This is a genomic window from Bellilinea caldifistulae (genome assembly GCF_001306055.1).
In the GTDB taxonomy this organism is placed as follows: Bacteria; Chloroflexota; Anaerolineae; order Anaerolineales; family Anaerolineaceae; genus Bellilinea; species Bellilinea caldifistulae.
This window is the reverse complement of the sequence record NZ_LGHJ01000016.1, coordinates 148,621-175,544: the sequence shown is the minus strand read 5'-3', so window position 1 is coordinate 175,544 and position 26,924 is coordinate 148,621. Positions and strand designations below refer to the sequence as shown.

Here is a 26,924-nt window from a genome sequence, read left to right as displayed (position 1 = left end):
TAAGAAGTTAATTTCATTATAGTAAAAAAAAATGGTTTGTCAATACTAACCATCATTAAACTACAAAATACCGTTCAACTCACGGATTGATTTCACTAATTACCGGGTTAATCAGGTCTCCGATACCTTCAATGCTAATTTGGATTTTATCGCCTGCTTCCAGTTTTCCAACTCCGGCCGGCGTGCCCGTCAAAATCAAGTCGCCTGGCTCAAGGGTCATAATAGATGAAATAAAGGCTACTAATTGAGGGATAGAAAAAACCATGTCCCGGGTGGAAGCCATCTGGCGAACATCTCCATTCACCCTGCAGGTGATCAGGAGATCATAGGGGTCAATCTCGGTTTCAATCCATGGACCAACCGGACAAAATGTATCAAAACCTTTACCCCGTGTCCATTGCCCATCTTTACGTTGAAGATCGCGAGCGGTTACATCATTCGTAATGGTATAACCGAAGATATAGCGATTAGCCTCATCTGCAGTAATCCATCGCCCCCTTTTTCCGATTACCACACCCAATTCAGCCTCGTGTTCTACCTGCTTAGATTGAGGAGGAAGGACAATTGGCTGTAAATGTCCCACCAAACTGGAAGGTGGTTTCAGAAAAATTAATGGAATTTCGGGAACCTCAACTCCATGCTCGCGAGCGTGGTCTACATAATTTCTGCCAATACAAATGATTTTACTTGGCAGTATTGGGGGCAACAATGTCACTGAATCAAGCGGCATTTCGGCCGGCAAACGACGATAATCACCAAAGATGTTCCCGTCAATTGGTCCAACCCGATCCTCATAAATCCACCCCCAGCGGGGTTGATCCCATTCAATCTGATAGCGAACAAACCTCATACCACCCTCACCATGGTGTAATCTTCTTAGAGTTTAACACAGAACAAAGAAACAAGGTATAATATTTCCAATCTTGCCAAAGGGCGGATAGCTCAGTAGGTTAGAGCACATCCCTTACAAGGATGGGGTCGCAGGTTCGAGTCCTGTTCCGCCCACAAATGTGCACATCCTTCCCACTTTCGCAGGGATTGTGGCCGTTTACAGCGAAAGGAGACCACATCCCTATGTTCTCACTCATTCAGTCGCTGCCGGGTTTCAAACTCTATCTAATTACACGCTCTTATTCCCCCATCACTATCCATAACTACCTTACATCCCTGGTCATTTTTGCTAATTTCCTCAACAACCCACCAGTCAATCAGATCACCCAGGCGGATATTCTAAATTTCTTCGAGTATCTCCGCTATAATCACCGGTCTGAGTCAACGATTCAAGTATATTGGAAAATTATCCGCTCGTACTTCAACTGGGCATCAGATGAGTTTCATCTGCAAAGGCCGGACAATATTCCCATGCCTCAGCCTGCTCCTGCCCCCGTCTATCCTTTCAGCGTTGAGGAAATCCATAAACTTACCAAAGCCTGTAAAACACTCCGCGACAAAGCGATCATTCTTCTGCTCTTGGATACCGGCCTGCGGGTTTCTGAATCTGCTCGCCTGACCATCAAGGATGTTGATCTTGAAACCGGCACAATTCACGTGCGCCCCTGGCGTACCGGTAAGAAGTCCCGACCGCGCATTGTCAAACTGGGCAACAGCAGCCGCCGGGCATTGTGGACTTATATTGCCAGTCGCAACCTAGATAATAACAACGCTCCTCTTATTGCTACCCGTGACGAAAAACCGCTGGACCGTTACGCAATTGGCAATATCATCGAGCGCATCGCCAAACGCGCCGGTGTTTTAAATTGTCACCCCCACCGTTTCCGGCATACCTTTGCGATTTTCTACCTTCGCAATGGCGGCGATATTTTCACCCTGCAAGAATTACTCGGCCATGCTTCGCTGGACATGGTCAGGCTTTATCTTCGATTATCCTCCACTGACCTTGAGCAAACCCACCGCCGCGCTTCACCGGTTGATAACCTGCGCCTGTGATGCGTCATTTCGGACATTCCGGCCATGCCACGTCATCCGCTCGCTCAAACCGCTGCGGTATTTCTCGCAGCGCCTGACGATATGCGCGCCACTCGGCTCTCTTTTTATCATCAAGCGGTGCGTCAGGTGTTTGCGTCCAGTCGCTTTCGGCGAGTAATCTATTCCGCTTTTCTCGGATGATTTGCCACTTCGACCATTCAGTCAGGCGCGGCTTGGGTGGCTCTTCGACAGCAACCAGCTTGCCGTCAACCTCGATTAATTGCGAAGCGCTTTTGGCGCCTGCCAGCGCATTTTCCAGCTCGGATTGCAGATAACTGACGTAATCCGCAGGGCATTGCTTTTTATCCGCAATGATGCGGATGTTTTCGTGTTCGAGGATGTACTCAGTATCGGTCTCATAAATCAACATAAGCGCCTCCACTAGAACGCCACCGCATCCACAGTGTAGTTGTGCCATGTTTGCGCGTTGGCACAGGAAATTACAATTCCGACCCGCTGCGGCGTCCATGACACATTTGATCCGGGAACTTGCGAACCAGATAAACGTATATTGATATTATCAATGGCGGCACGCGGATCCCAGGAAGACCATCTGGTGCCAAAAGCAATAAGCGTGAGACGGTCAAACGCAGGAATGTAAGCAAGGCGCATATTTGTAACCTCTGTCTCAACAACCGTCCCACCGCCAGTTCGCATTCGGATGTGGACACGGATGTTTGGATCGGTTGTGCTGTAAATGTTGCGCCAAACAACCTCGGCGTAATTGTTATCCGTTCCGTCATCCAGTCGAATACCAATGTCCGCCGATCCTGACCCGACATCAAAGCCGCAAAGCGCAGAATAAGAATACAAAGACGGAACAGGTGTTTTGTAAAAAAACGCACGGAACGAGCCAGAAATGTTATAAGCGCGCAGCAGCGTGCCAGAATAGCCGAATGTAACGCCTGGTGGCGTGACAAATGGACTGCCTGCCCACTGCCAACCGGATGGCGCAGATGACGATGTAAAATCCTCTACGATGTTGCTGCTTTTATTTAGCGCACTGCGCAGATAAACACCATCTACAACCCTATCCGTCCCAAGACCGATTCGACTTTCGGCAACCAGATCGTTATATGCCGAAAACCTGTCCGTGCTCAGCGTCCCGCTTGTGATTTTGCTTGCGTCCAGGTTTGGAATGCGGGCAGGGTCAAACACGCCGCTGGTTACATCGCTAGCAGCGTGCTGATGACTGGACGGCGGGTAGGTAGACGGCTTATTTTGCACTCCATTCCAATCTACACTCTCGGCGGCATCTACAATGCCATCGTTATCCACGTCGTAAACTGCTTTGAGCATATCGCCGCCACTGCCCCACTGCCATCCACCGCTGGTGTAAATCCCTATCTGATTGGTGTCTGTCGCAAACGCAATCATGCCGGCCTGTGGGTTTGGCGTAGCCTCAATCTGCACCTTTGTCGCCTTGTATAATATCTGCGGTCTCCCAAACTGCTGGTCGTTAATCTTCATAAATGCCTCCTACAGAATCTCGAAGCGCATCCAGTGCATGGTGTGGGCGGACTGGCGGTTACCCACACGATTTTGCACAAACATGCCGATGTGAGTTGGCGTTAAATACGTGAGATTATAACCAGAAAGAAATGTCGCAAAAGCCGCACCATCATAGGAAAATCCAAAGTCCCATCCGGAGGATTTTTTAGCCATCATTAAGTACGGGTGGAAATACTGCACGTTCGTTTCAGAGAAGACGGACGACGCCCATGCAGATGAGCTGCTCCATAGCTGGAAACACAGTTCAATGGCGCTCGTGTTTCGCTGATTCATCAGTAATCCAAATCTTCCACTGTTTTGGTCGTACAATCCGATTCCAACGCTAACAAAATTAGAAACACTACCGTATGTTGGCGAGACGAGGCCGACTTTTGCGTAACAGACCCAGTTGCCCGACGGTATCGGCTTCGCCACCATTCTTGCATTTTCGTCTGTAACTCCTGTGAGTTTAACAATCAGCGCGCCATTGGCTACACCGTACCAGTTACTCCCCATGTTGACGGTAGTCCAGTTTGAGCCGAGCGACTGGTCGAACTCCTCGTTGTGTTGCGACGACGGCCAGTTTATTGGCGCGTCAATGCCAACATCAAAACCGCTAACACTACCACCTCCACCACTACTGGTGTCAATCACTACATTCAGGCCCTCTGCGCCAATTGCCGCACTGTCTAAGTGTAGTGTCAAAATATCGCCTTCGCTAACACTGGTTACTTCTGACACTGCACTTGTTACGCTGTTGCTTGCGTTGTACGCCAATGACGGCTTGCTGGTCGGATTGGTAAAAATCGTTGTGCCGTTCTTGCGAATATCAATCGTAGTCGTCCCGCTTGTGCCTAGTTGCTCTAACATCATAAAGATTTTGCGGATGGTCATGTCGCGCGGCGCAACGTACGAGCGAACAATTACACTGCTAGATTCAAGATGTCCATCCACGTACCAATGAATTCCCCCTCCCCCCCCAACGGCATCGCCCGGTGCAAATTTTGTCCCATCGAAGACCAACGTATTGCCCACGGTTAGTCCACTGACGTCCACAGGATACCCACCAATCTTCAAAGCATTATTGGGTAAATCGTTCTCCGTATGCTTGTGTGCCAGCGGAAACCGCAAATCTACAATATCGGAAGATTCGCGATTCATTACAATTGCATCTTGCTCATTTGTTCGCCGCACTGCCGCGAGCGGATAACGCATCACGGATGGTATGTCTGGTATATCATTGAGTGTAATCGTCCCCCAATCCACCTGCGTGCCGCCTACCACTTGTATATTGCCTGTATTATCAATACCGATCAGATAATACATTTCCTTGTTAACCGCCGGTGCTGGATACTCAGTGAAGTCAATAACTTTTGGTACAGGCTTGCCGTATTGATTCGTGTCTGCAATCAATTTATATTGATTATCAATCCATACGACGCCGGGATAGACAATAACTTTTAGTTGCTGATATGGCCAAACTGCCAACGGCATAAATTGTTGCAATTGCACTTTGATCACATCGGTACCACCCAGCGATCCCGCACCCATAAACTCATGCATGGTAGCGTGGGCTGAAACCCCCGGCGCAAAATCTTGCTTACCGGTTATATCCCGCTGACCCAATACGCGTAACAGACTTGTCTGGAACTGGTCATACCCCACCCAAACGTTCAGATCATGAATTGGCGGTACGTTCGTGCAAGCCGCAATAGTAACGCTATCATCTACACGCACATAGACTAAACCCGCACCAGCAATAACTTTTCCAGAGCCGTCACCCAAACGAGCAGGATAAGCGGTAAGAATATCCTGCTTGTGTTTGATTAATTTTGCCAATGCATTTTGCAAATTATTCATCATCCCTCCTTCGGTACAGGACAAACGTTCCATAACTCAACAGTTTGTAATTCGATTTTATATCGTGCCTTACGCCAGCATTCGATGTAATGCTGCATGACAATCTGAGTCTGACCGGATGGACGTATTTCAAATGCTGTAGTTATGTGTGTATATGCTCTGCCTAGCGCTTGAGATTCCTTGCCTACAAACCAGAGATATGGCGGTGTTATCAAACCATCCGCAAAATCGTCATACCATAACTCTGTCCAACCCAATGCATCCGATCGCAATTGTCCTTGCGCCCACAGTATATTTCCTTTATCCTGAGATGCATGTACCTTTTGTTTTATAACGAACGGCACATGGTAATATTCATAGTAGTCACCAAGTCTCAATTTTGTGAATACATTCCATGAATAGTTGTAGGTTAATTTTGCGTTCTTGATAAATGCCCAAATTCCAGCGCCGAGATAACCCCAAGACAGCTCGCCATGTTCCCTACCCCAATCATCCCAAAAATGACCTGCTTCAACTTCTGGATAAATGGTCGTTGGCCGTAACAAATCTGCCTCAATTTCCACACCGATATAAGCAATTTCTGCCGCAGCCGGCGGTTGAAAAGTTCCTGTGCGGTAACGCCAATCGGAAACCGTGTCTTTCAAACCAGTAGCTATTCGCTGCCCGGCGCTGTTGTAAGCATAAATGTTGTAAAACGTATTTTCATTCGTTTCTTCCCAGACATTGGTATCCTGATTAAGTTTCAAAAACCGACCACGGATGCCCCAAACCGTCTTATTGTCATGATTACTGGATCGAATCACAACTCGTATCGGCAAATTGACACGATACGTACTGTTACTGACCAGTGTATAAAACATTGACCAGATGTAAGGTCCATTGGCCGGAGCGTTTACGGGACAGGTCGCGCCTTCTTCGGGCGGCAGCGGGTCATCACCTGGTATCAGAGGCGGCGAAAATCGCCCCGGCGTCAATGCCGGCCAGGTGGGTAACTCAAAATCCGGCAAAGAAAATTCAGGTGTGCCAACAATCGGTGTCGCAGGCACAATAATATTTTGAGCAATGCTTGGAAACACTTCTGGTTCAGCAAAAACCGTTTGCTTCAATATCCCATTTGAAAAACTATATTCAACACGATATGGAATGACATTGCCAGAAAAAGTTATCTTCGCTGGTGTATCCGCTTCATTTATTACTAGAGATAAAAATCCAAACGGCACTAAACTAATTACCCTATTTGGACTTATAAGATGAATTGTAAAATCATACAACCGTTTCTCACGAGTAAATAGCAAACCGGCCGTTTCCAAAGCATTTTGATTGTTACTGAACAGAAGTCCTTCTTTACTGAGTATCTGACCGAAACGCCCAAAAACTTTACCGGGTGATTTAGCCAGAATTGGCTCATTGTTTTGACCAATACCGGAAACTTCATATTGCGCCACATTCGTACTTCGGATTGAAACCTCAACAGACTCATAATCGTCTTTTGAAAGCGACATGATAATCGGAATATTTGTTCTTGCGGCAGCAGTCCGCAAGTTAGGATGGACCTGCAACAGAAAACGATTGTACGAATCGCAAAACGGCGTGGCCAGAATGCTTTCTTCGGCAATCAATTTGATTTGCTGCCACAAGTTTCCCACCGCTCTGAATGCCGGCGCAATTCGTGTATCACCACTCAGTATCACATCCGCGCAATTCGGCAGAGTGCTGCGCCAATACAGCAAATGCCAGATGGCTTTGTCAACCGTCAATCCCTGTATTTGCGTCCATTGTGTTGGAGTGCTGCTGGTGTTTTCCACGCCGGTCGGAAAAGCCATCATTCGCCCAAGCCAGTATTGTGCACCTTTCACCGCTAACCGGCTTTGACCACTTTGTTCATCTACCATGCATTCTTTTTCATCCAGCCAGCCGATTGCCAGAATGTTTTCAGCACCATTAAACCCTATGGATTGCGGATATTCTTCAGCAAACAAAATAACCTTCAAATAATCACGCGGCACAATGGATACCGGCTTTGGCAGCAATACACTGAATTCATATCCACCCTGATCCAAATTGCCTGTCAGGTCATCTAATTGCACTTCCGTCAAAGTTGTACTGTCATCGTAAACATAAATCGTTCGATACCCTGTACTGCTCTTTCCATTTGCCGCCGTTACAGTGCAGCGCAAAACAATTCGTCCCGGTGTGGTAACGGTCAAAATAGGCGTTGCGGTATTTGCATTCGTCAAAGTACCACTACCACTCACAACCCCCCAGGCATATTGAGTAATCGTGCTACCAAACGCCCAGGATGGAGACGCATCCAAATTGATATTCACACTGGCACTATTTAGTTTGACAACCCGATCCGGTCCCATTACAACAACCGGATTGAAATTGTTGTGCTGATCGCTATACGGAATGTCGTAATCCATATATGGCGTTTCACCGATCATCCGTAAATGCCGCGGCCAAATTGAAAATTCATCTATTACAGTCAGATAAAGACCATTTGTCCATTCTATTTCGGATGTTTCCCCAATATAAGCAATACTGCTTGTCCATGTTTTCCGCACCCGCGCCAGGCCTTTATCCCATGCGCCAGCAGTGCTGCCAACCAAAACGGTCATGCCAGACAACACATTGTTCATGTTCCCACTGGCATTGTTATACGTAATTTGTGCGATCGGTTCACTGCCCGAAAAAGTTTGATTTACCCGACAACTAAAAACAGTAACAGGCTGATCAATAATGGCAAACAGTTTTGTAGCCAGACCATCCGAACGCAAGATTTGCAACTCTTGAGAAGTCAAAGCACGGCTCATAGTTTTTCCAGATGAGTAAATTCAATTTCAAATTCCAGTCTGTCTCGGCGCTTCGAAGGATCACGCTCTTCTTCATTCGGCCAATGCATGATGGCACGGTAGTTGTAGTACTGGTCATCATTGGCTATTGTGCGGATATATACCACTGCCGATGCTCCGGCACAGTAGGATTTCAACTGCTGCCGCTGCCCAGAAGTCAACACAGAAAAAATCCACTTACAAACCGGTAAACCGCGGCCGTACGCCCGCCCGCTTGCTGCTGTTACTATTTCTGCATACTCGCGAAAGATCGAACGCGGTACAGGCAACGGTACGGTTAATAATTCAATATTTGTCATATTGTCCTGCGAAGTCCCGATTCTGAAATCGGCCATGTTAACCTCCTATTGCCCGTGCCAGCACGCGGTCCCGCCGATCCAAGCGCCGCTCCACCTCTCGCATGACTTGATTTAGCGTCAGACTGGATGTTTCAATTCGCATATTGACAACTTTCTCCCCCCTATACTGAGTATCCGAGAGCATGGCGCGGGTCAATGAGCTCGGTACGATGGTTCCGCTAATTCCGGGAACAAACAATTCCGGTCCCTGCTCGCCTACCAAATAAGGCTGCCAGGCATTGACCAGACCGCCTGATGCGCGCCGCTGTGGTTTTGTGTCCAAAAAGCCTTTGACTTGTTGTTCCAGCCAGGCTTTGTATCGGGCTGTAAGTTCTGCGCCGGTTCTTTGGAGTAAGGCTTGATCATTCAATGCCAGCATTCGCAGGACATTGAGCCGATTTTGTTCGGCATTGCGCAGCTGCTGTAATTCGTTCTGATACTGCCGGTCAAACTGCTGCAACCGTTTGCGCTGCTGTTCATCCAGCCGCTTCAATTCCTCTGCTCGCTGCACGGCCAATTGAGCCATACGCTGCCGGTGCTGTTCTGCCATATCATTGAGTTGTAGGCGATAATCCTCCAGACGACGCTGGCGCTGTATGGCAAACTGGCTCTCCATTTCCTGAATTTGACGGGCAAAATCTTCGGACCGGCGGGCAGATTGTATTCGATACGTCTCTTCTTCCTCTTGCCGACGGCGTTCATAAGATCGTTTTTCACGAATAATACCCAGCGCATCCCGATTTTCGATTAACTCCTGCAAACGTTCATCATGTTCTTGGCGTAATTGCCGCATCCGCCGTTGGTGATCTTCTTCTGCCCGCCGAACATCAACCTGATATGTTTGAGATAGTTTGAGCCGGTTTTGATAATAGTCCTGCTCTGCCTGCCGTTCGGTGCGGGCAAAATCGCGCATCAGACGCAGACGCTGTTCGGCATATTGAGCAATCAGCGATTTGCGATTATTTTCGTAGTTTCGTTCAATTTCTACCCGTTGAGCAGCGAACTCAGCGATAATCTGATTGCGCTCTGCCTGTGCCCGCCTTTCATACTCAGTACGCTGCTGCTGGGCTTGCTCATAAGCAGCAAATGCATCTAGTTGTTGTTGGGTTGCCATTGCATCACGCTGGGCGGCTTCGGCATGTTTTTCAACTACTCCCGTCAATTGACCAATCATCATTGCCCACTGCTGCCCGCGTTCTTCGGAACCAAATAATCCAATACGGCCGGAATAATAAGCCGCAATGGTAGCCAATTGTCCCGGTGCTGCCTGCATATTGCGCTGCGCGCCAAAATCAGTGCGGGATAATGCGCTGTAACCGGCCGCTGCGCCCATGCCAACCAGAGCAGTCACGCCAACATATGGATTGAGCAGTGCACCGCCAGCACTACCTATACTGCCGAGCAAGGCCGGAATATTGAGCGCCTTTGTAACCCCAACCAGCATCGTAATCTGCCCAGCCAATTGTGCCAGCCCGCCAATTGCAACCAGACTTCCGCCAAACATCAAGCCGGCCTTGACCAGATCAGGATTACGCTCAACCAGGTTAGCAATTTTAGCAACCAAATCGGCAGCCATACGCAGGGCCGGCAATAGTTCATTTGTGGCTACGGCACCAATCCGCATGAAAGATTGCTGTATATCCATTTGGGCTTGCTTCCAGGCAAAAGCAACCGTGTCAAAAGGCGATGCGGATTGCAAGTAAGATTGGATTGATCCGGTTAACGGCGACAATATGCCTCTACCAAAGCGCTCAAATGTTCCACCAATCCGGTCGAGTTTTTCGCCAATGTCGCGCAGGTTGAATAAATTATCACGTATATCCCGTGAACTATTGGCCATGCCACGCAATGCGGTTTGAGCGCGCTGCGCTTTTTGATCCAATTCTACTAATTCGTGGGTAATCGCTTGTAATTCTTTTTCAAGAGCAGTTACATCTTTACCAACCGCCTGATGCAATTTCATCGTCTCGCGCAAGGTTTGCATACGTTTTTGAAGTTCCTCGGCGCGAGATTGCAATTTTTTGAAGTCTTCCTGCGCTTTCGAAGCGTCTGATCCGAACATCAACAAAAACCGGAGTTGTTTTTCGTCCATAAATCACCTAAAATAGAAATATGTATAGCAGTTGGTTCAAGAATGATCCCGATGAAGATACATGGGAGCCGCCGTCGCGGTCTTCTAATGCCGGGACGATCTGGTTTGTTTCCATGTTTATTACATCTTTTGTCCTGGTCGGACTGGCGGTTTTTGTGCCCAATCCGGGTCTATACATTGCAGCCTGTGGATTTCCCGTAGCATGGATTGTTTTTTTGTTTTGGCTGTTGCGCTTACTCCGCATCTGATTGCTCCCTTCGCAACTTTTCACCAACCGATTTCAGTCGCAACACCGCTCGAAGCAGATCATCCGGCTGACTGAGTATGGTGGTGATGTCCCATTTCCACTCGATTGCCTCTAGCACCAGTAAAATGTCCAGCGCCTGATTGAGAATAGAAGTGGGGATTTCCCCCAAACCAAACGATTCGTCCGGAAAATCCCCAGCAGCCTTTGAACAGTAAAACCGTTCTAATTGTCTGACAACATCTAGTCTTTTTTTTCGTTGTCTTGCTCTTCAAGCGGTTGCAAAGACCAACCGGGATTTTCCTCAAGGACAGCTTCTAACCATGCTTCGCCAATCTCGTAAGGCAAGGCGCAGAACTCCAAAGGTGTTAAATGTTCAATGGATTTTCTTTCACCATTCTGCTCGATTTCACCTTGCGCGCAGGCGATGCAGCGCGGATAGATCATTACTGCAACAGCCTGCTCAACATCACTGGGATAATCTGTCTCGGCTGCTTTGGCAGCCAGCATCCCGCGCTGCATCGCATCACTTACGGTGGCATGACGGATAGTCAACCAAACAGTCACACCTTCGGCGGTCAATTCCAATTTTCTCATCCGGCAACCTCACGCAGAACGACAATTACATCGTTATTAGCAGGTGCAGTCGAGAACGTAATTCCGGTAACCGTCTTGGTCAAACCGGTGGTAACTTCCGTACCATTTTTCCAAACCTTAATGCCGTCCGTGGACACTGCTGGAAAGTTGGCTGGAAAATTGAAAGCCGTCGTTGTCCCATCGCCCAGATACGATGCAATCCGCAGCGGGTAATTGCTCCAAACTTCCAGAACTTGCGCTTCTAAAAAGCCTTCCGTGTTGTTGGAGAAAGCCACGCCCCACAAGTGCTTTTTCACCCGATTGGGCGCCACCTGATACTGAGTAATGGCTTTATCTGCACCCATGCCGGGTGATTTGCGCACCACTTGGGCCGATGGAATAATGAAACTATGCCAGTAGGTCTTGCCAGTCTCCAATCCTTTAGCTGCTTGATAGAGCAGCAGCGCCACACGCGGCTCAAAGCCCTGTTTGTCGGTTGCAATACCAACTACGGTTGTTTCACCTACGGTGGCTACCTTCGTCCCATCCAGAAGCGCAGCCAGTACTGGATCGGATGCTTCCACATTCAGCCGCGCATCTGCACCTTCCTGAGGTGGCAAATATACAACCTGAGTGATACCGTCTTCACCCAATCCGGTCAGCTTGCGCGCATCTGGAATGGTCAGGTCAAATGCAGTTGACCCCTTGAACTGGATGCCCTCATAAGCCGTTGCACCGCTGGCTTTTGGATAACCGTTGCTGTCCAGTTCGTATACACAAGCATAGCGCAAACCGTAATTCAATGTTTTTTCAGTTGGTGCTGCCATTTTGCTTTACTCCTTCTTTTTGAATTTCGATCACCGGACGACTGTAACCTGCACAGTCGCAAAAGTATCTCACCTCACACTCAGTATGATGGGGCGATAATAATTTTCCGCAAAGCGGACAGGGTATTTTTTCGTCAACCTTATGTTTCATACGATCTCCTGCATAAATACCGACCCGTCATAGACCAATGCTGACCAGCCGGCTGAGTGCTTAACCCAGACCCGCCGGGCATTTTCTACTTTGATGGCTTCAACGGTAATTTGTGCGCCCTGTCGCAAATCACCAATGCGCGCAAAGGACGTAGCCGGCCCTTGACGAATATTCAGAACCGGGACGACTACCCTTAATTTGACAGATTTCACGATTGGCGGCGGCAAAGCAACAGAATTTGACTGATAACGTTCCCGTAACTGCTCAACGGTGCCATTGAACCAGTTCAAATCAATTTGTTTGCTTTCTACTCCATACAAAGCCCCATCGCCTTTATCCGTGTACTGCCAGAACAGCCAGTCTGTCCACGGGACCGGCACCGTTGGGCGCGTTACGCCATAATGCGCAACCCACAGCGGGTATTTTTTCCATCTATCAGAAGTATCGCCGTATTCACGCCAATAACCCGGCGAGGTATAGATTACACACAACCGGCCTATTAAATCTTCAACTGTCTGAATAAAAGCATTAAGGGCTGAAATAGCCGCCAGCCGATTTGGAGCATTCCTGCGCTCTTCGTAATCAATGACCGGTTCGATGTCTGGCGGATAATCCGCTATTAAACCAGCAAAATAGCGCGCCTGTTGACCAGAAGGAACTGACCAATCTAAATAGTGGTACATTCCCACCAGCAAACCAGCTTGTTTTGCGGCACGGTAGTTTTCCACAAAGCGGCGATCTGTCCAGGTTGCCTGGGATGCTTTGAGAAACACGAATGACGCACCGGCATCGTGCATCTTCTCAAAATTTATCTCGCCCTGCCAGTGGCTGACATCACAGCCTAATGCTTTATCTGCCATGCTGCTCCTCATCTCTTGAAATCATTGAGGATAGAATACAGGACGCAATTGGAAATATTCCAATGATAAAAGTTACTCCAAATACAAGTAGAAAACCAACAATCAAAACGATACTCATCTAACCACCCCCAGTATCTGCGTCACCAGCCAAATGAGAACCGTTGATCCGAGTATGCCACCTAACCAGGCCATCAGGCGGTTAGATTGATCAAGTTTAGCAACGATATTAGTCAAATTATCAATCCGGCGATCATGTTCTTCTAATTTTCGCCAGGCGGCGTCAATTTTGTTGTCCATGAGCGGATGCGATCCGGCTTCATAAGTTTCCAATTTCCTCACGCGTGCCTCGATGTCTTTGAGCATGATCTTAATCTCCGCAACATCCGCCGCAACCTGATCCAGACGCGATGAGAGGCCGGAAATTTGCCGTTGCAAACTGATGTTACTAACGCGTTCTTCAGCTGCGGTCATCCTCAACCTCGGTTAACGGCACTCCGCACAGCATCATAAATCCCACTGGCCACCAGGCCGAGTGCCAGACCATAGACCACTGCGCCAAACCATACAGAAAATCCTTCAAGCGGCTGCTGGCTGAACTGGTACAACACGCCCAAAACTACACCAACCAGCATACTGAGTATCTGCAAAGCCTTACCGGATACTCCCAGCCGCTTCGACCATTCCACCAGACCAAGAACAACCAGGACTAATGGAATTCCATTGATCATTGATTCGCTGATCATCTCCATAGTAACCTCACTCATACGATGCAGTTGAAATCGGCACAATCTTGGTAATTGATAACCTGAATTCGATACCCAAATAATTCTGTCCAGCGTAACTCAAAACCTGAATGCCGCTGTCTCCTAGCCATGTGACTTTTTCAATCCAGGGCAACACAGAGTCTTTTGCTCCGCTGCCAAGCATGGGATGCGACAAAAACGTATCACGCACATTTGAAAAAAACGGCTCAACGGCTTTCTCGACCTCACCGTCAATTCCTTGCAATACCGGCTTGACGTACAGCCGCATCAGCCAGGTGCGGGTCTCCTCTACAATGGTTTCCGATATTTGACTGACGGTTGACGCACCAGCAAAGTTGCAAAATACCGGCAAGTCCGAATCGGCCAGCGACTGCGGCGCCCACATATAAGCACGCTTGACGCCCGCAATATTGCTTTGTATCTCCACCAACCGCTGTCTAATGTCCGTCATAACACAATCCGTCTATATGGTTTCAGCATGACCTGAACCCGTTCCGGCAATGCTTTCGTGTATTGAAGCATGCCCAGCTCCGCCACACCAATGCTGTCCGTCAAGCCCGATTTGATTTCTTTGTAAAATCGCACACTCAGTAGTGTGGCTGCATTGACCAGGTCGTCTGGCAACGGCGTAAATCCACCGGTGAAGGATAAGTTCACCTGAACCTTTCCTTGTCCATATACGCCATTCCAAGACACAAAAGACTTGAAAATTTCCGTTTTGGTTGGATCTAATTCATGCCAATTCTCGCCAGCCGATGAACGATAAGCAAGATAAGACACACTTTCGATGACCGGCTTCGGTGGCCAACACCGCAAAACTCCTTCAGAGATATATCCTCGCAAGATGACATTTGACAGCGTTTCCTTGACGAAATAGTTATCCGCACCAGCGCAAAATCTATCTATCGTTCGGCTGGCCTGCGTGATTAATTCCATCAAAAGCACATCATCCGCGTTTTCTACGCTTCCGAGCGCTCGTTTCACTGCTGCCAAAGTCGTGTAATCTGTCATTGCTTATTTCTTTATGCTCAGTATCGGGTGCGATTTCACCGGATTGCAGTAAATCCCTGGCTATGTCTTCCGGCAGTTCAATCCGGCCATCTTCAACATAGGCAACAAAATCGCCCCGGCTAATACTGTGTAAGTTTCCCAATGCTCGGTACTTCATAGCACCTCAATGCAGGGGAGAGACTTTCTCAAGCCCCTCCCCAGTACATTTACGCATTCCCGATATTGGTAATGATCCCAATAGAAGGTGGGAAGTAGTGGGCAAAAACGCCGTCAAAGTAGACGCCACTCTCGTACTTCCGCGTGCGCTGCGGCCATTCGATTTGATAGTAATCCTGACGCAAGCGCATTTCCATCACATTGGGTACACCGTTGATCGGATAAGGTAATTGCTCAGTAACCGCTACCAGCGTACCAGGCGGCAGATTAGGATGAATTTCCAACGGCACTTCTGGCGCTACACCCATCGCGAAGCGGTTGAGCAGGCTCTTCACCCGCATACCGGCAGTGAATTCCATGCCCGTCACATACGGAATCTGCGCGGCGGATGCCGTTAAAACTTTCTTGGTAATGTTGTCCGCTTCCTGAGCATTCACATAGATGCGGGTCGGTGACAGACGATACTTATCCCACATCCAGCGGAACATCTCGTTGATCTCAGTAATACCTCCATCACTGGAAGCAGAAAGCCCAGTACCTGTCCCTAAAGTACCATCCGGCATGACCTTGATGTAAGCACCAGAACCGCTCGTCCATGCCTGGTACAAAATACCATCATAGCTGAGCAGATTACGCGAATTGTCCCCGGTAATCGCACTGGCATTCTGCCGGCCGGAAGTCACCAGACTGGTCAGCACAACGCTGTTGACAGTTGTAATGGCTTGCAGCACTTCATTACCGCTGGTGCCCACATACCATGCGTAAGCCACGGCACCCGTAACAGGTGTCACTTTGGCTTTGATCACATTAGTCGAGCCGGTAATTGCACCGGTGCTGGTCGCATTGGACTTATTCGATGATCCGCCGCCATATGTGAACGGTGAACCGCCGCTGGCCGGAGTAACACTGACCTGACCAACCACCCCGCCGCTTAGCGAGGATGACAGATACCCGTACAGCGTTAAGGCCACAACAATCACATTGTAGGTACCGGCTCCAATTGAGCCACCGCTTGCTTCGGTAGTTACAGTTGGCGCAGAAGGCGTACCTAACTGAACAGTATAGTTTCCGCCCAGATCGGCGATTTCTTCTTCAATCATGGTGGCCCAGAGCAATCGTTGAGCTTGCGTGGCACGCACATCCTCGAAACCAACTGCAGCGCGTTCGGCTTCAAAAGTGATGCTGTCCTCAAGCCCTAAGGTACGATAAGGCGCACTCTTGTCCTGAACATCAGTGGTGACCACACCATTGCGCTCACCCTCTGGCACAAAACCGCGCAATCCGGCCGTATTGATACCTACCACCGCTTTCCAATTGGTTGACGTACCACCACCACCTGAAACACGTGGTGTGCGGTTGCGAATTGGGGTCAAAACTGGGAATAGATTCTTAGCAGGTGCTTGCAGGTCATAAGCTACCAAACCGGTCGCCTGAGTAACGCCGGCTTTCTTCAGTGCATCGGCTGGCATCGGTTTTCCCAATGCTTTATAAAACTCGGCAACCGCCTCACGAGTTAATTGAGAAAGATTTTCAATCATGTTGATTCTCCTTATCTTCCAGATTGCTGCACAGCCTGAATTTCAAGCCGTGCAATTTCGTTTTGTAAACTTTGTCGAACCAGTGGATCGGTGGTCTTAGCCAGTTCGGTTTTCAATGCTTCGGCTTTTTGCAGCGCAGCACTGGCTTGCGGTGATAACGATCCAATTTCACGCAGGACGGGGCCGCTTCCGCCGCGTTTTTCCAGTTCCTCAATGACCACAGCCAGTTTAGCCATATCATTTGCAACCGTGTTCAGCGACTTGCGCAAATCGGCGATTTCAGATTTGGTCATGTCGGCAACTTTTTCACTGAGCGCCAATTGGTCATTGATTTTTTCCACCAATCCAAATTCTTGCAAGATAGCGAGAACGATTTCTTTGACTTCATCGGCAGTAACCCCTTTCGGCTGCTCCTCAGCCGCTTTTTCCGATTCGTTCTCCGAATCGCTTTGAGCTTCTTCTGAAGTCTCACTCTCAGCATTCTCGTTTTCTTCGATAATGGCAGCCAACTCATCGGCGATAGCGGATATCTCTTCTTCGCTCAAATCGCCTAACTGCTTTTTGAGAGTAGTTAAAATTTTGTCCTTCATGGTTACCTCGTTTTTACTGAGTATGATTTGAGTTCCATCCACTTTGACCATTTCAATAATCGCTCCTGGAATACAGGGCAGATCAACCAGACTGATTTCATTCGGAATGGCTTCATAGCGGATATAGCCTTTGTTCATTTCATCCGGCCAACGCCGGCCGTATGTGCCGCCAATTGAAAAACCGGTAAACACGCCCTCGATGACTTTTTGCCAAGCTTCACTGTCCACCACCTTTACACCTACACGAATTACTTTGGCGGCATCATCGAAAAGCAGTTTGATCACCTTGCCAACCGCCTTGCTAGTATGGCTGTCCCGCACATTGCCAAGACTTTTTCCCTTGCTGGCTTTGTGGACACGTTTCGACCATTCCCAGAAATGCGGCTTAGACTTTTCGTAATCCATGATTTCACCGCTTGAGTCTGGTTGTTCTGCCGCGGCAACTCCCCAAACTTCGCGGCGCGCTTCAATAACCTTTTGTAGTGGCACAAAATACGCCAGGCCTTTTTCTGCCTTTTCCTCGGCTTCTTCAAAGGCAATCGGCTCGTAATCATGTGCCTTCAGCCATTGGCGCGCTTCTTCAGCAGAAAATTTGTCCGCATCAAAGCGAATCGCCTGCAAGGTCATACTGTCTTCGCCCTTCAATCTTCCAAAAATAGCGTGAATCCCTTCACCGAACTTGTCGTTTTCTCGGCGAAATGAATCGGCATCAAAGCGGTCTGGATCAATCAGTCTGGCAGCATGTTCACTAGGATATGGCATACTTAACTCCAAAACAAAAAAGCGTCCTGCAATGTCTAGCAAACCTCTCAAGAGGTTTCAAACATCACAGGACGTACATCGCCCTCTTTACTCTCGCTAGACCCGTTTTTCAGGACGCAAGTCGTCCTCTCCATTCCGCAGTCTAGCAAAGCCCTTCCGAGCCGAATTGTTACTTCAATTATAGAACATTTTTACCGTAAATTCAAGCACTTTTTAGAATACTTTCAGCAATTTTTTCAACCGCTTCCTCGAAAAGTTTTACGATCCGTTCCTTCGTTTGCTCAATCGCCGGCATAAAATATGGATGCGGTTTTGTTCCAAATTTGCGAATATGCGCCCAGATCGCCCGCGCCGCCTGGCGGTTTTCATCCACCTGCCGTTTCTTTCCGCCCAATCTGCGCCCTGTTTTGACTGAGTACACTCCGGCTAGCCGCTTGATCTCAACAAACTTATACAACGGCTGACCCGGTTCGGTAATCGAAAGCGGCGGCGTGTGCGGCTTCGTTCCGTATTCCACTGCCTGCGCATACGGCAAACCCCGCCCTGCGCCGATTTCTACAAATATCGCCTCTTTGGTTACCTGAACCTCACTGGAAGATACGCTACCGCGCAAATCGCCGGTAACGACACTGTCATTATCAGTCAGGTTTTGCTTGATTTGGTCTTCCAGTAATTTACCGGATTGTGCCATTGCATCGCGAATGGGAAAATAAACTTCCTCTCGCAAATCACTACTTTGTTCAATTAATTCTATAAGTTTCTCCAAGCCCTTAATTACCAAATCTTTTTTGGTTGACATATTGAAATTGCCTCTTATCTATGCTAAAATAATCATGCGCTTGGGGTGTAGTCGCCCAGAGCACGCCTTGAGAAGACCGGGATGGTGGGCGCTCCGGCAGGCGCAAAGCCCGAAAGGGCTTTTATTTTTTAGGCGGTTTGTGAACTCGATGGAATGTGACCATAAACGGTGAACCTTCACCAGGTGAAACGACAATCACCCACCATTTTCCACTTTTGTCTTGTATATAATGTCGAACATCATTAAACTTTCCCGGCTTTTGAATGCTTCCTTCAATACGGTTGATTAGCTCTTGCAAAGATTGACTTGTTGATTCTGGATGTCCGAACTTAGCATGACGCAAACGCTCACCGGTTACCCGTACTCCTCCGATCTCAGTATAAGCCTGTATGTCTGTTATTTCCTCAATACTGTTTCGCCGGTTATTTCTTAACGGATGATCGGTAGGTAAATATTTCACCTGATCCAGCGTCACCGGCGCAACCGCACAACGACAATGCGGATGACGCGGCGGCAAGCCATCACCAAATTTCGGATCAATGTAGAACTTTTCGCCCAGCCGAATCGTTTTGTTGTGCAATTCCTTACACTTTGGACACGCGCCCGTTTGCCCATCTAACCAACGCATTCCACGTACCACGCCGCTTTCCTCATAGCCGAGTTTAGCCCCCTGAGCATGAGCACGAATAACCTCTGTCCGCGCAATTCGAGCCGCCCGCCAATCTGGGAAAACGGTTTGCTCTGCATCATTCCGCAGACCGGCAATTTCATCTCGAATTTGATAGATGGTCTTGCCTTCGCTCAAACCAGCGGTCACTATTTGAGAAATGCCCGTTTGTATGTCCGGTAAAATACCGGTTACCAGTTTACCCGCGTTTTGCCTCGCCCATTCCACTGCGGCTGGCTGAATATAATCCCAAGACAAGTTCATGGCCAACTGACGCCCGGCACTGTGACTGCCGGCTCTCATGGCACTGAGTATATTGCTGGTCAAAATCTCGGCTAATTTCTCGCTCCAGGTTTTCCACCAAACCTGATCATTTAGTCGGGCTAGAATGAAGCCGGGCAGCGGTTCGTCTTTTGCTATTTTCTTCACACCTATCAGGTCATCGAGGAATTCAGTAAACCAGCGCATCAATGCTTGCTGCAGCTCCTCCTCTAACCGTTCCAGCAAACTTTTTACCCGATTCGCGGCATATTCGGGATGATACGGCTCAACTTGCTTTTCCAAATCATGGGTAGCAAAAGGGTTGCTCTTCCCCGACCTCCTGAGCGGGGAGCAGACATTTCAACAGATACTGAGTGTGTTGAAGATAGTTTTTTGCTTTCTCGAAAGAGTTATCAATGTCTTCCAAAGATTCAGCTTTTTCAAGCTCTTTTACAATTCGAGAATATAAATTACTAGGAATAATCTGACTGTAAAAAACCGAAAACCTTTGCCCACGCTTAAACTCACGTCTCGCCCGTTCACGCCAATCGGCTAAATCAGCCTTGATCGCTCGTTGTAAAAATGGCACTAATTGGGAAATATCTCCATGTTGAGATGTATCCCGAAACTCCATCGGCACCCCCAACCGCTCCTGCACATAGGCCGGTGAGTATACTCCCATCGAGAGGTACACCTGATCAATCTGCGCCCGGCGCAGCTCATCTTCCGGTGGTTCTAGACCAATCCACTTAAATTCCAAATCCGGCCTGTGCAAATAATCCCGAATAAGCCTATCAAACAAAGATTTGAGATACCCCGTGATGGGTCCAATCATCGAACGATAATGAGCATTTTCCATGCCTTGAACGTATCCCGATCCGCCAAGACCGGATGATGGAATGAGACCGAACTCCGCTGGATTGTTGCCAAACGCCCAGCAGACAACCTGCATCAGCCACTTATCCACTTCAATTTTGTCTGCATCCCCCTGCTGCGGCTGAAAAATGGACTGCGCCCCATTGCCCGGCACAAACAAGATTTTGCTTGCACGCTGAATATCTCCCTTTGCCAATGCATCAAAATACTCAGTAAATGTGGCTAATTGCTCCGGCGTCCAATCCGGCGACACACTCACCAGCACACCTGGGATGTTGCCTTCCGTGAACCAACCCAGACGCACTGCATCATGCCGAATCGCCGTGTTGATCGCCATGAGTGCCCACTCAATGGGACTTTCTCCATACGGCGTGTGGGTCTTCGTATTGAGCGGCGCGTAGATCAGGCGATCTGCTGAATAATGTGTTGCCGGCATCCCATACAACATTTGCAAATAAGCCGGCAGCGGCGGTCTCGGAATGCGGCCGCGCAGATCAAGCAACGGTCGAATAGTAGCACCATCAATTAAATCCAAAGAAACCAGTTTTCCATTTTGAATGTCGGGATAAATTGTCACCGCATCAATCGTCAACAACGTTTCTAGCAGCTGATTTACCCACGAGTCAAAATCGTGTACACCGTCCGGTTGCTCAAAGAATTTTACCACTTCCTTTGTGACAACCTGATAACCAATTCCCTGCTTTACACGCGGAATGATGTCCCACTCCAAACCGCGCATCGTCCGCTTGATCAACTCGATGTTCAAACGGATTTCTTTGCTGGTTTGCGCCAGAGCGCGCAGCACAGAAAACGGCAATACGCCAAAACCAGCCCGCGGCACGGTCACCAGATTGATACCTGGCTGATACTCAAACAAACGCGGCGGCTCATCATCCAGTAATGGCTGCGGCGGCGCACCAGGACCAAATAAAGCCGCATTTGCTGCTTGCGCCATTTGAACCAATGCGCCCAACCGCTCGGTCAGGTCAGTTTTGATAGCGTCCATTCTTCTTCTCCAATTCCCTGCGATAGAAATCGGCAAGCCCAGCATAATTACCTTGCAAGGCGTTGAAAGCCCCTACAGTTGCATCTACCTGATCATCATGTTCAGCAGCCGGGAAAGCACAAATCTCGTCCAGCCAGCTGTTGTTCCATGCGCCACGAAGTAATCGCACCCTGCCCTGCTCAGCTCGCGCCAGAAAAGCATTAGCACGCGTAACTTTATCCTTATGCAAAGTCACTCCCCGAAAAGCAATTCCCGCCAGTGTGGGTTCTGCATGTAGCAGGTCAAGCATACCTCGCTGCGTCCCAACTGCCTCCACATACTGAGTACAAACGCTCTCGTCCGCCCGTGCAGTACTGCCAATAATGCGGATCAGTGCCGGCCACTCCCAGCGCCCGCGTACACAGTCCATTACATAGACAAAGCCATCTTTATCAATGCCCACCTTGACGCCTGCTGAATAATCTGCCAGCGTTTTTGTGCTGGCGGCTAAATCCCAATAGCGAGCCACTTTAACCAAAGCGGGCGAATCTTCCACAAGTTCAAAAAATTCTCTACGGAATAACGCACCTTCTAATTGAACAAATTCTGCTTCGTATTCCTGCCGATAAACCAACGCAGGCAAGTGTTGACGCGCCGACTCCAATTCCAATTTATCTAAAAATGGATTGGCCGAAGATGGCAATTGCCACGATTGCCAATTCGGATCATTGTCTTCCATGCGAAATAATTCGTAAAAATAATTGAAGCCGGCCGGGGTGGAGATAAAAATTGCCTTGCCCATGCGATCCGTTAATGCCGGTCGCAATTCAGTTTCCCAAATCTTTTTCAAGTCTTTAATATACGCAGCTTCATCCACCACAACCAACGAAAGTCCTTCCCCGCGCAATCCACCCTCGCTGTCAGCCGAATTGATACTGATCCAGCCTCCTGAAGCAGTCGCAATCCGCCGCTCGCCTCGCCGAAGAGTTAATAAGCCAGAAAGAGGAACACTTAATTCTTCAAACAGTCTCCAGCCAATCATAGCCTTGTCAAATGACGGTGCAATCCACATCACAGAACCACCGCGCAGTGCCTCATCTAGTGCCAGCAAAACTGCCAAACGAGTCTTGCCAAAACGCCGGCCGCAGCAAACCACCCGAAAACGCTTTGGGCTAAATGCTATCTCCGCTTGTTTCCTGTGAAGCGCCGGAAGTCTCACTCTGACCGACATCTATCGTTCTCCATTCAACCTCAATTTTGATTGGCTGCCCCCCGGAAGTAATATCGACGCTGTCACCAAATTTAGTTCGTCTAGTTCTTGCCAACCACCACTTGGCACTGTTCTCGTCACCCCCTTTTATCTTTTCCACAATGGTCAACTCGGCAACATCGTTGACTGTTTCGGATTCATCCTGCATCATCCGAGAAAGTTCCTCATCAGCACGGATGGCGTCACGCACAGCACCCCAGGAATATCCCGCTTTGCGGGCTACAATCATCACGATTCCCCCGCTTCCTGGAATGGCTTTTTTGATTCGGTTACGCGAAATTCTAGCTCTGGTCATAGGGTATTGAATCTAATCTTACATAACAAAAAACCCGGAAACAGTTTTTACACTGCTCCGGGATTCAATGCCTCGGTCGAGCTTTCGTCTCTTATTTTATCATTTTTATTATTTCGTGCAACCCGAATAAAGGTACTAGATTCGATTAATTTTATATGTCCCCCATAGATTTCAATAACCACCCGCCCAAATCCTGTTCCTTCACACACCTGGCGGATGGCATTCAAAACAGCAGCATCTTCTTGGGATAATTCGAAGTTCATGAAATCTTCGCTGTTACTTCATCAACCATATTACAATCTCTGGAAGCCAAACTATGGCAAGTAATACCAGCAGCCAGGCCAGAATACACACCAGCAGCAAGTCCACCCAGTCGCTTACTTTTTTTGGTTTGTACGGATTTCCTCCCATTTCTGCCTCCTATACCCACCAGGATAGTTTTCTCAACGTCCGCCGGTCGCGATCCACAATCGCAAGATTGTTGTAATCATCCTTCATAACCAGCCCCGGCGGAAATATGCCCATCTCAAGCCCGTTTTTGACGTCCCGAATCGGCATGGATTTGCGCACAAAATCCCAGTACTCGTTCACATCCACACCCGGGAACATCACATATCCGCAAAAGAAGATTTGATTCTGATTATTGATGCTCATCTCACCCTGATCTGTACTTTGCAGTCAAAACATTCTTTGCGATGCCGAAAATACAACTTGATCAACTTGTGGATTTCGTGACTGCGCTCGGCCGTCGGCTCGATGCGCTGTTTGGCCAGCAGGTCGTCCAGATCACGTTCAATCTCTTCGCCCACCGGACACAAGTTTTTTTCGATTAAGAATTTCATGACAAAACCTCTTCTAGCAGTTCTTTACGTGCCTTGATACCCTGCGCCTGGCGCATGTCCGGTCCGGGTACTTGCACCACAACGCCGCCGGAAAAGCGGCTGGCCAGATAGCCTAGTTCCGGCGGCATATTATTGATATCGAGATTGGTAGCCATAACGGTCAATAATTTATCCCGCTCCTCATAACGCGCATTCAGCAGGCGGAAGATGGTCTCTTTCGCCCAGGCCGTCAGGTTGACGCGGTCTATCTCGTCAATGCACAACACTTTGGCACGACGCAGATCGTCAATCGCATCCTCTACCGCATGTACGCCATGCTCGTCCCCAAACCGCTCGCGGATGTCAGCCAGCAAGTCCGTCATCGTGCTGTATTTAGCCATAATTCGGACTAAGCGAAAGCCATTGGTGATGGCTTTAAGTAAATGGGTTTTACCAACCCCGTAACCGCCAGTGAAAACTACAAATCCGTTCGGTGACTGGTTCATGGCCAGCAGTGAAGCAGCAACTTGTTTTGCTGTAATTTTTTCCGCGTTAACACCGCTAGTCTTGAAATCCTCGATGCTCACCCACAGGTCACTTCCGCTCAAACCACAGTTCTGCTGGATGTAAGTGTCCATGCGCCCATCCTTGCAAACCGGGCAATGTGCCACCTCAAGTTTGCCCGAATACCAACCCGATTTGCTAGGTGTCTGCGGATCGGGAGGATTTTCCGGCAAGTCCAGCCACTTGACTTTTCCGATCGGCGTAGGATATGGTCCGCCATCAATCACAAATACCATCATCACTCCGTGGCCGCCACAGTTACTGCACAAGTTCGGGTATGGACCGCCACCCATCGGAATGGCTTTTGGGTTGGATTTGTAAACTTCCAGCTCTCTTGGCCAAATGCGTGACCAGATCGTCATGGTTTTTCTCCGTACAGGGCTTCGTAGATTTGCTCCGGCGTGTACTGCTTCTCCGCAGGCTTCGGTGTATTTTTGTTTTTGCCGTTCGGCGCACGCTGCCGCGAACGGTACACGTTCAGACCGTTGACGATTGACCACGGCCCCGCAATTTTCAGCCCTTGGCCAAGCATCTCGGTGCAGGTCGCAGTAATTTCTTCCGGCGACGCACGCATACGCATCAGCTCGATCATGGCATCATGCCAACGTTTTGTGCGTCCACCACCACCAACAGGCGCGTAAATGCCTGTGGTTGCCGTAAATGCCTCAATCAGCGGTTGCATTTCGGGAGAAAAATATGCAGTAATGTCATCGCTGTTGTTGCCGCCGCTGTTTTTTGCATCTGCATCTACTTCTTCTTCTACTTCTTCTTCTTTATCTTCTTCTACTTCTTCTTCTTTATCTCCGTAACGTTTCGTTTCATGTTCGTTACTATTGTTGTAACGTTTCGTTACATCATCGTTACGTGTGCTGTAACGTTTCGTTACACGTTTCTGTTTTCGATAATTTGCAATGCGTTCTGCGCTTGTGTCTGCATCCTGTCGCTCGGCAAAATTCGTAACAACCCAGATGCCCGGTTCTTGTTCGTGGACAATACCAACTGCCGCGAGGCTATGCAAATCCTCAACGAGTGTTGTTTCTTCAATGCGTAAAATCCAGGCCAGATCGTCAACCGGCGGCAAAACGCCGTCATTTCCGCTCCTGCCCGCCATCAAAAATAATTCGATTGCGCGCCGGAACAGACGATCTGACATGCGACCCATTTTCGGATCGTCCAGAATTTCAATGTATAACTTGATCCATTGCTTCATTCCACCCTCACCACAACCGCATCTGGACGCTGTCGCCAAACGCCGCTTTCGCTGCATCATCCATCGCCCGCAGAGTTTCCATCATGTCGTTTATCTTTGCTGCGTACTCAATCCGCCGAAATTCCTGGTATTCCGCCATATCTTCAGCGATGTAGTACCCGCCATCATCGCCGGGAGCGGAGCAAATCAAATGCCCCTGCCGCCGCAACTGCTTGATTGCTTCTCTAACCTGCCGCTCGCTGGTCGGGTATCCCAGACGCTTTACCAGCGCAGTCAATTCATTGCGCCCGATGGCGTTCGTTCTTCCGCGGTAGTTGTCCAGCACGCGCAGTACGGCGCGCTCAAGTCCAGGCTGCAACGAGATATAGTCGCTCATTCCGGCAGTACTCCAAATCCACTGACACCCAGCCGGCTCATCGTCATCACTGCCTCCTTTTGGGGTATTATTTCTGAGTAATCGAACTTCATGTTTTCCTCCTTTTGCTGCGTTTTTATTAGTCGGCGGGTCGGGATTTGAACCCGATTGCGGGGAGTCGGCTTTTTGATGAGTATGTCATTCCCGCGTGGCATCCAATACTCGCCGACAGTTGCGTGTCCCCACCACATCGCCCGCCGTATTTTTCTGGAGTTTTCTGCCGTTTCTTCGTGTTTGCAGTAATTCCTCCGGCAACTCAAAATAATTTGCCTTGTATTGCTCGTTTTCCTTGTGGTAAGCGCAAACGTAAGGTTTTACCTTCACCGACTCAATACGTTTATTGTCATCAGTAAATATGCCATACTGTAAAAAAACGCCGCGAAATTCCATCCCCGCGGAGGGTTTCTCGGAAATTTCGCAGAACCAGTCGCGATAAAGTTTGTTGCGATTGTGTTCTGGTAGTCCAATCGAAGGGACGTTGTAATACTCGCGATTATCGAACGGCATTTGGACGTCCGTTATAGGGAGTTTGGCTCTTTTTAACATCCTGCAAACCTCTTTGACCATCTGGCGTATTTCCTCCAGTTGTTCCTCCGTGATGCAAATGGCGGTTTCGGGTGATGCGATAGAGCGAATTAGATACATAGTTCCTCCTTGTTATTT

General features: G+C 48.8%; 31 protein-coding genes and 1 tRNA gene. 2 read left to right on the top strand and 30 right to left on the bottom strand.

Going from position 1 to position 26,924, the window contains the following annotated elements; translation table 11 throughout:
* Positions 1-79: 79 nt before the first annotated feature.
* Positions 80-850: a fumarylacetoacetate hydrolase family protein gene (locus AC812_RS10805; protein WP_061916071.1), complete on the bottom strand. Its 771-nt coding sequence runs from the start codon at positions 848-850 to the stop codon at positions 80-82.
* An 81-nt stretch (positions 851-931) separates the two neighbouring features.
* On the opposite strand from AC812_RS10805, the gene AC812_RS10800 reads away from it, so the two are divergent.
* Positions 932-1,005, top strand: a tRNA-Val gene (locus tag AC812_RS10800).
* A 69-nt stretch (positions 1,006-1,074) separates the two neighbouring features.
* Positions 1,075-1,947 carry a tyrosine-type recombinase/integrase gene (locus AC812_RS10795; RefSeq protein WP_061916066.1) on the top strand — a complete coding sequence of 291 codons (873 nt, stop codon included), beginning with the start codon at positions 1,075-1,077 and terminating at the stop codon, positions 1,945-1,947.
* A gap of 4 nt (positions 1,948-1,951) precedes the next feature.
* Here the strand turns inward: AC812_RS10795 and AC812_RS10790 are convergent, their stop codons facing one another.
* From AC812_RS10790 to AC812_RS10645, 29 genes are all read right to left on the bottom strand, one after another.
* Positions 1,952-2,356, bottom strand: coding sequence for a tail fiber assembly protein (locus AC812_RS10790; protein WP_061916063.1), 405 nt, complete (start codon positions 2,354-2,356; stop codon positions 1,952-1,954).
* 11 nt (positions 2,357-2,367) lie between these two features.
* Positions 2,368-3,456, bottom strand: coding sequence for a hypothetical protein (locus AC812_RS17620; RefSeq protein WP_061916061.1), 1,089 nt, complete (start codon positions 3,454-3,456; stop codon positions 2,368-2,370).
* Between the two features lie 9 nt (positions 3,457-3,465).
* Complete coding sequence (locus AC812_RS10780; RefSeq protein WP_061916058.1) at positions 3,466-5,337, bottom strand: hypothetical protein; 1,872 nt, start codon at positions 5,335-5,337, stop codon at positions 3,466-3,468.
* Positions 5,337-8,150: a hypothetical protein gene (locus tag AC812_RS10775; RefSeq protein ID WP_061916055.1), complete on the bottom strand. Its 2,814-nt coding sequence runs from the start codon at positions 8,148-8,150 to the stop codon at positions 5,337-5,339. Before AC812_RS10775 ends, AC812_RS10780 begins: the two co-directional genes overlap by 1 nt.
* Entirely contained in the window at positions 8,147-8,524 is a 378-nt protein-coding gene (locus AC812_RS10770; RefSeq protein ID WP_061916052.1) for a hypothetical protein, read from the bottom strand. Before AC812_RS10770 ends, AC812_RS10775 begins: the two co-directional genes overlap by 4 nt.
* 1 nt (position 8,525) lies before the next feature.
* Positions 8,526-10,619, bottom strand: a complete 2,094-nt coding sequence (locus tag AC812_RS18000; RefSeq protein ID WP_061916049.1) for a hypothetical protein — start codon at positions 10,617-10,619, stop codon at positions 8,526-8,528.
* Between the two features lie 233 nt (positions 10,620-10,852).
* Entirely contained in the window at positions 10,853-11,035 is a 183-nt protein-coding gene (locus AC812_RS10755) for a hypothetical protein (protein ID WP_061916043.1), read from the bottom strand.
* Between the two features lie 71 nt (positions 11,036-11,106).
* Positions 11,107-11,460 carry a hypothetical protein gene (locus AC812_RS10750; protein ID WP_061916040.1) on the bottom strand — a complete coding sequence of 118 codons (354 nt, stop codon included), beginning with the start codon at positions 11,458-11,460 and terminating at the stop codon, positions 11,107-11,109.
* The gene (locus AC812_RS10745) at positions 11,457-12,266 is read right to left on the bottom strand and encodes a hypothetical protein (protein WP_061916038.1); all 810 of its coding nucleotides are present in this window, start codon (positions 12,264-12,266) and stop codon (positions 11,457-11,459) included. The genes AC812_RS10750 and AC812_RS10745 overlap by 4 nt, the downstream gene beginning before the upstream one ends.
* A 147-nt stretch (positions 12,267-12,413) precedes the next feature.
* Entirely contained in the window at positions 12,414-13,277 is an 864-nt protein-coding gene (locus AC812_RS10740; RefSeq protein ID WP_061916035.1) for a GH25 family lysozyme, read from the bottom strand.
* 114 nt (positions 13,278-13,391) lie between these two features.
* On the bottom strand, positions 13,392-13,748 hold the full coding sequence (locus AC812_RS10735; RefSeq protein WP_061916032.1) for a hypothetical protein: 357 nt from the start codon (positions 13,746-13,748) through the stop codon (positions 13,392-13,394).
* A 2-nt stretch (positions 13,749-13,750) separates the two neighbouring features.
* Complete coding sequence (locus tag AC812_RS10730; protein WP_061916029.1) at positions 13,751-14,026, bottom strand: hypothetical protein; 276 nt, start codon at positions 14,024-14,026, stop codon at positions 13,751-13,753.
* A gap of 7 nt (positions 14,027-14,033) precedes the next feature.
* A complete protein-coding gene (locus AC812_RS10725) occupies positions 14,034-14,492 on the bottom strand; it encodes a hypothetical protein (protein ID WP_061916025.1) in 459 nt (152 codons plus the stop codon).
* Positions 14,489-15,052 (bottom strand): hypothetical protein, encoded by a 564-nt coding sequence (locus tag AC812_RS10720; RefSeq protein WP_062158900.1) that lies wholly within the window; start codon positions 15,050-15,052, stop codon positions 14,489-14,491. The genes AC812_RS10725 and AC812_RS10720 overlap by 4 nt, the downstream gene beginning before the upstream one ends.
* Before the next feature lie 206 nt (positions 15,053-15,258).
* Positions 15,259-16,677, bottom strand: a complete 1,419-nt coding sequence (locus AC812_RS10715) for a hypothetical protein (RefSeq protein WP_082149065.1) — start codon at positions 16,675-16,677, stop codon at positions 15,259-15,261.
* A gap of 80 nt (positions 16,678-16,757) precedes the next feature.
* The gene (locus tag AC812_RS10710) at positions 16,758-18,098 is read right to left on the bottom strand and encodes a hypothetical protein (protein ID WP_061916014.1); all 1,341 of its coding nucleotides are present in this window, start codon (positions 18,096-18,098) and stop codon (positions 16,758-16,760) included.
* A gap of 202 nt (positions 18,099-18,300) precedes the next feature.
* Positions 18,301-18,897, bottom strand: a complete 597-nt coding sequence (locus AC812_RS10705; protein WP_061916011.1) for an HK97 gp10 family phage protein — start codon at positions 18,895-18,897, stop codon at positions 18,301-18,303.
* A gap of 121 nt (positions 18,898-19,018) precedes the next feature.
* Positions 19,019-20,128: a phage head morphogenesis protein gene (locus tag AC812_RS10700; protein ID WP_061916008.1), complete on the bottom strand. Its 1,110-nt coding sequence runs from the start codon at positions 20,126-20,128 to the stop codon at positions 19,019-19,021.
* A gap of 1 nt (position 20,129) precedes the next feature.
* Positions 20,130-21,707, bottom strand: coding sequence for a phage portal protein (locus tag AC812_RS10695; protein WP_061916005.1), 1,578 nt, complete (start codon positions 21,705-21,707; stop codon positions 20,130-20,132).
* Positions 21,688-22,917: a phage terminase large subunit gene (gene terL / locus AC812_RS10690; protein ID WP_082149050.1), complete on the bottom strand. Its 1,230-nt coding sequence runs from the start codon at positions 22,915-22,917 to the stop codon at positions 21,688-21,690. The genes AC812_RS10695 and terL overlap by 20 nt, the downstream gene beginning before the upstream one ends.
* A complete protein-coding gene (locus AC812_RS10685) occupies positions 22,859-23,188 on the bottom strand; it encodes a hypothetical protein (RefSeq protein WP_145962550.1) in 330 nt (109 codons plus the stop codon). The genes terL and AC812_RS10685 overlap by 59 nt, the downstream gene beginning before the upstream one ends.
* Before the next feature lie 110 nt (positions 23,189-23,298).
* Positions 23,299-23,514 (bottom strand): hypothetical protein, encoded by a 216-nt coding sequence (locus tag AC812_RS10680; RefSeq protein ID WP_061915995.1) that lies wholly within the window; start codon positions 23,512-23,514, stop codon positions 23,299-23,301.
* Between the two features lie 13 nt (positions 23,515-23,527).
* A complete protein-coding gene (locus tag AC812_RS18280) occupies positions 23,528-23,662 on the bottom strand; it encodes a hypothetical protein (protein WP_272897782.1) in 135 nt (44 codons plus the stop codon).
* Positions 23,663-23,671: 9 nt separating this feature from the next.
* Positions 23,672-23,905 (bottom strand): hypothetical protein, encoded by a 234-nt coding sequence (locus tag AC812_RS10675; RefSeq protein WP_061915993.1) that lies wholly within the window; start codon positions 23,903-23,905, stop codon positions 23,672-23,674.
* Positions 23,902-24,093, bottom strand: a complete 192-nt coding sequence (locus tag AC812_RS10670) for a hypothetical protein (RefSeq protein WP_061915990.1) — start codon at positions 24,091-24,093, stop codon at positions 23,902-23,904. The genes AC812_RS10675 and AC812_RS10670 overlap by 4 nt, the downstream gene beginning before the upstream one ends.
* Positions 24,090-24,998 carry an ATP-binding protein gene (locus tag AC812_RS10665; protein WP_061915987.1) on the bottom strand — a complete coding sequence of 303 codons (909 nt, stop codon included), beginning with the start codon at positions 24,996-24,998 and terminating at the stop codon, positions 24,090-24,092. Before AC812_RS10665 ends, AC812_RS10670 begins: the two co-directional genes overlap by 4 nt.
* On the bottom strand, positions 24,995-25,846 hold the full coding sequence (locus AC812_RS10660; protein WP_061915984.1) for a hypothetical protein: 852 nt from the start codon (positions 25,844-25,846) through the stop codon (positions 24,995-24,997). Before AC812_RS10660 ends, AC812_RS10665 begins: the two co-directional genes overlap by 4 nt.
* Before the next feature lie 7 nt (positions 25,847-25,853).
* Positions 25,854-26,222 (bottom strand): hypothetical protein, encoded by a 369-nt coding sequence (locus AC812_RS10655; RefSeq protein WP_061915981.1) that lies wholly within the window; start codon positions 26,220-26,222, stop codon positions 25,854-25,856.
* Between the two features lie 177 nt (positions 26,223-26,399).
* Positions 26,400-26,906, bottom strand: coding sequence for a hypothetical protein (locus AC812_RS10645; RefSeq protein WP_061915975.1), 507 nt, complete (start codon positions 26,904-26,906; stop codon positions 26,400-26,402).
* Between the last annotated feature and the right edge of the window lie 18 nt (positions 26,907-26,924).